4 protein-coding genes are annotated in these 7,334 nt (G+C 38.8%); 1 reads left to right on the forward strand and 3 read right to left on the reverse strand.

Annotated features, from left to right (window positions below; genetic code table 11):
• The first annotated feature begins 34 nt into the window (after window positions 1–34).
• Entirely contained in the window at window positions 35–1,537 is a 1,503-nt protein-coding gene (locus tag CXF78_RS05735) for a putative bifunctional diguanylate cyclase/phosphodiesterase (RefSeq protein WP_011636498.1), read from the forward strand.
• A 65-nt stretch (window positions 1,538–1,602) separates the two neighbouring features.
• On the opposite strand, the gene CXF78_RS05740 is transcribed toward CXF78_RS05735, so the two are convergent.
• The 3 genes from CXF78_RS05740 to CXF78_RS05750 form a co-directional block, all read right to left on the reverse strand.
• Window positions 1,603–2,034 carry an acyl-CoA thioesterase gene (locus CXF78_RS05740; RefSeq protein ID WP_011636499.1) on the reverse strand — a complete coding sequence of 144 codons (432 nt, stop codon included), beginning with the start codon at window positions 2,032–2,034 and terminating at the stop codon, window positions 1,603–1,605.
• A gap of 35 nt (window positions 2,035–2,069) precedes the next feature.
• Window positions 2,070–2,756 (reverse strand): substrate-binding periplasmic protein, encoded by a 687-nt coding sequence (locus tag CXF78_RS05745; protein WP_257984851.1) that lies wholly within the window; start codon window positions 2,754–2,756, stop codon window positions 2,070–2,072.
• A 468-nt stretch (window positions 2,757–3,224) separates the two neighbouring features.
• On the reverse strand, window positions 3,225–7,055 hold the full coding sequence (locus CXF78_RS05750; RefSeq protein ID WP_102036236.1) for an EAL domain-containing protein: 3,831 nt from the start codon (window positions 7,053–7,055) through the stop codon (window positions 3,225–3,227).
• Window positions 7,056–7,334 lie beyond the last annotated feature (279 nt).

Raw genomic sequence — 7,334 nt, forward strand, 5'->3', positions numbered from 1 at the left:
CCGATGATTAAAATTGTAACATGATGAATACTTAATGAATTATTTACTAATAACAGTGTTGTTTATGATTGTGATCATGCTGTGTACCATTGCATGTCTCCATTGGCGTCAGCATCGTTTTATTAAACAATTAACTCACTCGTTAGAATTACAATTACTCAATCAAGATTCATTTAACATAGATTCCCCTTCAAAATCCTTAAAACCGCTCATTAATGTCCTTCATCATTTGCATCAATCAAGCCTATTTAGCACCGAACGAGATAAGCTCACTGGCTTAGCTAACCGTGTCGGCTTTAAACGAAAAATGTTGTCAAAAATGCCTATTTCAGAAGGTATGTTAGTGCTGGTGGATATTCGTCAATTTCGTTTTGTGAATGATTTGTTTGGTTTTTTATTTGGTGACAAACTGCTGAAAGCTTTTGCCAAGCGGATAGATAACCTGAACTGTAAAGCACAGTTCATCTCACGTATGAACGGTAATGAGTTCTTGTTGTTTTTCCAGCAACCGTTGACTATCGAGCAATTGCAAACAATCAAAAATGACTTACAAAGCCCATTTGAAATTGAACAACAGCCAATCAGTATCAAAATGCAGCTCGGAGTGTTGTCGTTAAATGAGCATCATGCAGATGTCAGTTTGATGCTGCGCCGTTTAGATTTAGCACTGAAGAAAGCCAAAGCATTAAAACAGCCGATTGCTTTTTACGATCAAGATGATGATAAAGCACAATACCGAGAATTATTGATTATTAATGGCTTACCTAAAGGGTTAAAGCAAGGTCAATTATTTATGGTATTTCAACCAAAACTAGATATAAAAAGCGGCCGATGTAAGCAGGTCGAAGCGTTAATTCGTTGGCAACATGAAGGCTTAGGATTAATTTCTCCAAATGAATTTATTCCATTAGCGGAACAGACCGGAATGATCGATATTCTGAGTAGTTGGGTGTTAGATAACGTATTGGCTCAGCAAGCCAAATGGCGAAATATGGGGGTTTACGTTAATGTAGCCATTAATTTGTCATCTACTGACTTAGACAATCCAAACCTTGCTGCCGATGTCGCCACTAAACTATCCCAGTATCTGGTTCCTGCCGAAACGATTACCATTGAAATCACTGAAAGTGTGTTGATGAAATCGCTCGAGCAAACGATTGTTACCTTAAATCAATTACGTGATATTGGGGTAAAACTTGCCATTGATGATTTTGGCACTGGCCATTCTTCTTTAGCTTATTTGCGTCATTTACCTGTTGATGAAGTGAAAATTGATAAAGCCTTTTTAGATGAGTTTGAAACCTCTCACGCGGCGAAACAAATTGTGAAGACGAGTATCGAACTGGCTAAAAATTTAGGTTTTGAAGTGACGGTTGAAGGCGTTGAATCTAAGTCGGTATTAGATGCATTACATCTTTTTGGAGTCGATACCATTCAAGGTGATTACTTTGCTAAACCATCTACTGCCAGTGAGTTTGAACATCTTTATCCGCAACTTAATTATCAGCAACATAATCATCTGCAGCATAATCATTGATAATGCTAGCGTTCCAAAAATTAACTCTTCGCAAGGTAAGTTTCGTGACATTTCGTGATAAAGCGCTAAGATCCTGCGGATAAATGGGCGATTAACTCTACAGGCATAGGTGCAAGTTGACGCTTCTGGTTCATGCAGACCATTTCAATTGTAGCTGTTACTGCAGGTTTTTTAGCATTCGGACGCCATATTTGTTGTTTCCATACGGTACGATATTTACTTTCAAAATAAAATTGAGTACGTACATCAATAATATCTGCAAACTCAACCCCATCGTGACATAACATATCGCTGCGATAAACGGCAAAACCCAATTGTTGTTGCTGCCAAAGTTGGCTGAGTACACCTGCGCCGATGACATGTTCACGCGCACGTTCGAAATACTTTAAGAAATTAGGATGATATACCACACCAGAAAAGTCAGTGTCTTCATAATAAATTTGCACTGAAAAAGAGTGAACTGGGCTGTATTGGTGCTCCACAGAGGTGTGACTCATTACACTATGACCTTATGTTATTCATTGTATTGTGGTTAATCATTTGAGGGCAGAAGCAGTTGCTGGTACTTACCTTGTTTTTGTAACGTTAGCAGCCCTTTGTCGAGTAATTGGCTAATGTGCTCAGCTTGAGGGTTAAGTTTAGAAAATGCGACAAAAATTTTACTGGTATGATTATTAAACTTAGCTTTTATGTCATGGCTAACACCCATTTGTTTGATATAAACATCAGCAACAAGATCATACATAATGGCGGTATCAATTCTGCCGACCAATAACAAATTGATTAGTTGGCGCTGGTTATTCACCGTGATGACTTGCAGTTGTTGTTGTTCAATAAGCGTCGTAAATTCGTCGCCGTACTCATAACCATTCACAATACCAATAGTACTTTTTGTTGGGATCTGCCATTTATTATCCGCAATGGTAGGGTGCTCTTTAGCAAAGAAAAAAGAAGCGGTTACCGTAAACAAAGGTTCATTACCGAATATAAATCGATCAATAGTGCTTTGTTCTTTTGTCACATTAAAAACGCCATCAACTGAACCTCGCTCGGTCATAATCAAACCTCGAGCATAGGGTACAACAATAGTAGAAACGTCAACATCAACTTGTTTAAAAGCCTGTTTGATAAGGTTATGAGAAATGCCATTGCCCACTTCATCAGCAAAAGGAGGCCAACTGTCTTCTGCAGCTAAAGTGATTTTTAATGGTTCTGCCACGGTGATGGTCGAGTTAAATGTGTATATAACGCTCACTGATATGAATAGCAAGTAGATAAATAAACGAACTCGTTTGGGCATAAAAGTGTAATCAAAAGTTGTTTTTTTGTAACGTATTAACGACATATAATCCTTTATAGAAGTGTCCTGCTACGGCCCAGCAAGAATAACACTTTTGCAAATAAAGTGATATTCCCAATCATGTGAGCCCTCTCATTATTGATTTAAATAATAACAATGTAATGCGATATGAATAAGCATTTCACAGGCAATTATCTGCCTTGAAATGAATGTGTCTTTCGCATCAATAACGAGAGTTTAAGGCACCTTATTAGGGTTAGTTTAGAATACAGATTGATAGGTAACAGCATCGTTAGTGAAGGTTATGTGTGTTTGCAGACGTCGCAGTAAGCCGTTAACAGTTTGTGTGGTGCTTATGCATGAATCGCTAATAAGTTGCCGTTCTCATTATTCGTTTTCCACTTCAACATATTCACATAAGGTTAACTGGTTATGTAGAAGGCATATTTCTAATTGAGTGACATCAAGAGCATGACTGAATAAAAAACCTTGAACTATTTTACAATTATACTGTTTCAATTTTAGCAGCTGAGCATGAGTTTCGACGCCTTCTGCAATGACATCTAATTTCAGCTCATTACCTAAGGTAATGATGTTTCGTAATACTATATTGCTGGTTTCTTCAGGCAAGATACTGCTTAAAAATCCCTTATCAATTTTTAAAGTATCAATAGGGAACTGAGTCAAATAGTTTAATGACGAATAACCTTTGCCAAAATCATCTAGAGCAATACGTACGCGTAATTGTTTGAGTGCTAACAGAACGTCTTGTGCGGTTTTTAAATCTTTAATGAGTAACGACTCGGTAATTTCAAGTTCAAGATGATGAGCAGGAAAGGCGGTTCGTTCTAAAATGGCTGCGATGTCATCGACAATGGTCGGTTGCGATAACTGTACCGGTGAAATGTTGACCGATATATTGCCTCTCAGTATCCCTTGTTGATGCCAGTGATATCCTTGCTGACAGGCTTGTTCAAGTACCCATAATCCGATATCGATAATTAAGCCGCTGTCTTCAGCTTGATCAATAAAGCGGCTAGGGGAAATCATGCCGTGTTGGGGATGATTCCAACGAAGTAACGCCTCTAAACCGACAATTTCATGAGTATCAACACAACATTTTGGTTGGTAATGTACTTCGAGTTGCGCATCTGACATGGCATTATTAAGTTGGTCTTTAATTAATAATCTTTCTAATAATGCCGTGGATAAGGTTTCGTTAAAAAAGTAACTTCCGTTACGACCATTCTGTTTAGCGGCGTACATGGCTGTATCAGCGTGTTTTAATAATGTTTTGGCATCTTTACCATCGTCAGGGAAACATGCCACACCAATACTGGCAGAACTGTTTAGCCAATATTGATTGATTTGATAGCCTTTATTGAGCGTTTGACGAACTCGTTCAATGATATTGACTAAATCTCGGTTCACGTCAGCCGCAACTTGCTCGTATGGAATGATTAAGGCAAATTCATCTCCGCCTAGTCGAGCTAATACATCTTGTTGGCTTAAACAATGCTGAAGCCGCTTACCAACTTGGATAATGAGCTCATCGCCTACATCATGGCCCATAGAATCGTTAACTTCTTTAAAGTGATCTAAATCGATAAACACGACCGCAGCGGTGTTATATGGATTAGACATAAGTAATGACAGTTGTTGATTAAAATGAAAGCGGTTTGCCAATCCAGTTAAGCTGTCAAAATTAGCTCGGCGACTGAGCTCTTTCATTTGTTTAATTCGAGATAACCCAAATAAAATCATGATCAATATAATGATGGTGCCCGAAGCTATTAATGCGTAATACCACCAGGCTTTTTTTATGTTAAAAGCAAATTCTGCCTGTTGGTTGCTCCACACTCCGTCGCTATTAGTGCTTTGCACTTTAAACACATAATCACCCGCCGCTAGATTAGTGTACATCGCCCGAGGTAGCACTGTCGTCAGCCAATCTTGATCGAACCCCGCTAACATATATCGATATCGATTTCGTTTAGGGGCGGTATAGTCTAACGACGCAAATGAAAACTGGATCATGTTGTTGTCGTAATCAAGTATGGGCTTCGGTGGAGGGTTATGGCTGTTAATATTAATATACGATTTATTGGCTATTTTTGCCGAAGTGATATGCACAGGAGGCGCAAAATCATTTTGGCTAATAGTGTCGATATCTATCTGTATCACACCCTTATTAGTGCCTAATAGTAACTGGTGTTGATAAATGGCAATCGCTGCTTCATTAAAAGTTAAGTTGTCGGTGTTTATCACGCTAGGGTAAACACTTATTTGACCGGTTTTTAGGTTATATTTAGTTAAGGTGTGCTGGCTCGTTAGCCATAAATTACCCTGGTTATCACCGATGACGGCTTTTAAACGGTTATCTGGTAAGCCTTGTTTGCGGGTAATGTATTCAATGACAAACCCCTGGGGGGCATCTGGCGTTGGAATTATTTTTGCTAACCCGAGCCCTTGGGTTGCCGCCCACATAATGCCTTGTTCGTCTTGGTAAATACCGCCTATCCGGATGTTCTCTCTTTCATTACCTAAACTTAAATGTGATGTGATATCTGTTTTAGGATCAATAATAAAAATACCGTTAGTGGTGGCTAACCATAACTCACCCTGGGTAGCGATTAAACTGTCGAAGGTGAAATTTCCACCCGAAGTATAGAGATTATCCGCATCGTTAAAATAATGTTTTATTAAGCCTTTTTGTGGGTTAAATAGCATTACGCCAGCGTCTAAATAGCCTGTGATCCACACATTGCCTTCTTGGTCGGGGTCAACAGTATAGAAATCAGTATTAGGAAACTCATAGGGGTTATTCACTTTATTACTAAAGCGTTGCACAGTGCCAGAACGTTGATCGTAAAAACTCAGGCCTTCAGCGTCAGAAAACCACAGATTATTGTCTTTGTCTGTTTTTACGTTCCAAATATTGTTTATTAATGATGGAATGGTTTTATCTTTTAAAGGACCTAATTGAACGGTTTTGTTATCGATGTTTATCTTATCAATACCCTTATTTGTTGCTACCCAGGCATCACCAGATTGTGTTAACGCTATTGCGTAAACATTGCCTCCTGATAGCTCTGATTCGCTGGCAAGCGGTTTATACAGTCGACTTGATTTTTTCAATGGCGTGTAATATGCCGCACCTTGGTTAGTTGCAAACCAAACGACTCCTGAATGGTCGATAAATACATCATCAACATCATTGGTAGGTAATGATTGTTGATTAAACGTCTGCGAGGTTAACCAGTCAAAATGTTCGGATGCTACAGTTAAATTTGCCGCGCCTTTGTCGGTACCGATCCAGATGTGTTGCTCGTCTTCAATAGCGATGCTGGTGATGTAGTTACTGGGGATTTGACCTGGTTTGGGTTGTGTTGTACTAAAAAAATGGTGGAATGTGTTGTCGTTGGGCATAAATTTAATTAAGCCAAAATGTTGGCTACCAAACCAAAGTTGACCGTGATGGTCTATTTGACTCGTCAGAATGTAATCACTAAATAAATCTGTCGTAGCAACGGATGAGCCTACTGTGGATATTGCTTGTGCTTTATCTGATTGATATAACCGCATTGTTGTACTGTTGGGTTCTAATAATGCGAGACCATGGTCTGTTCCTACCCAAAGACGGTGCTGAGTGTCTTCTACTATGCTGTAAATAGATGTTTCTACAGGAGTCTCTTGCTGGTTTAAATATAATGGAACCGAGATGAAATTAGACCCATTTTCAGGTTTATATTGCAATCCACTGCCTGTACCTATCCATAACTGCTGTTTTGAATCCAAGTATAAGCGCATTATCCAATTGGTATTTTGAGCAAAAGGCTGTTGCGAGGTGGGGTAGATGTTAAGTTCATCATCGACGGTGAGTTGATTGAGACCATCTTCAGTGGCAAACCAAATATTGCCTAGGGTATCTTCGATAATATCTGTAACAAAGTTATTCGATATATGCCTGTTAGATCCCGGTGAAAATTGAAAATGGATAAACTCTTGGCCATCATAACGGCTCACCCCAGCATCGGTGGCAAACCATAAGAAACCATTTTTTTGCTGATAGATAGAGGTGATCATGGTTGACGGCAAGCCGTCTGCGATATTGAGTCTATCTATCTGAAACTGTTTCGCACTTGTGGCTGAAGTGAAGGCAACGGAGAGAAGTAAGCATAACAGTGAGCATAACCATCTTTGGAAAAAGAACACCATTAGATACCTTATTATTATTATGATTATTTTATTGGAAGCTGATTTTGGCACCTATAATAACAGGATGGTATATTGTAAATACAGTCGCTATTTTACACAACAAAATAATAACATTGTTTATGAGTTTGGGGTCTACCCATACTTTCTCTCATCCAATTTAAACAATATTGATAAGAGTACATCTTTGGTAATTAATGCCGAATAGATGTGGAATAAATGAAGCTTTTTATTGTCTGTATCATTGTTAGCGATGTTTTTGTGGCATGTGCAGTTTTGTTG

Source organism: Shewanella sp. 11B5 (genome assembly GCF_002836795.1).
GTDB classification, from domain to species: Bacteria; Pseudomonadota; Gammaproteobacteria; order Enterobacterales; family Shewanellaceae; genus Shewanella; species Shewanella frigidimarina.

Coding starts and splice junctions, on each gene's coding strand:
- CXF78_RS05735 (WP_011636498.1), top strand. CDS start 35: ATGAATTATTTACTAATAACAGTGTTGTTTATGATTGTGATCATGCTG.
- CXF78_RS05740 (WP_011636499.1), bottom strand. CDS start 2,034: ATGAGTCACACCTCTGTGGAGCACCAATACAGCCCAGTTCACTCTTTT.
- CXF78_RS05750 (WP_102036236.1), bottom strand. CDS start 7,055: ATGGTGTTCTTTTTCCAAAGATGGTTATGCTCACTGTTATGCTTACTT.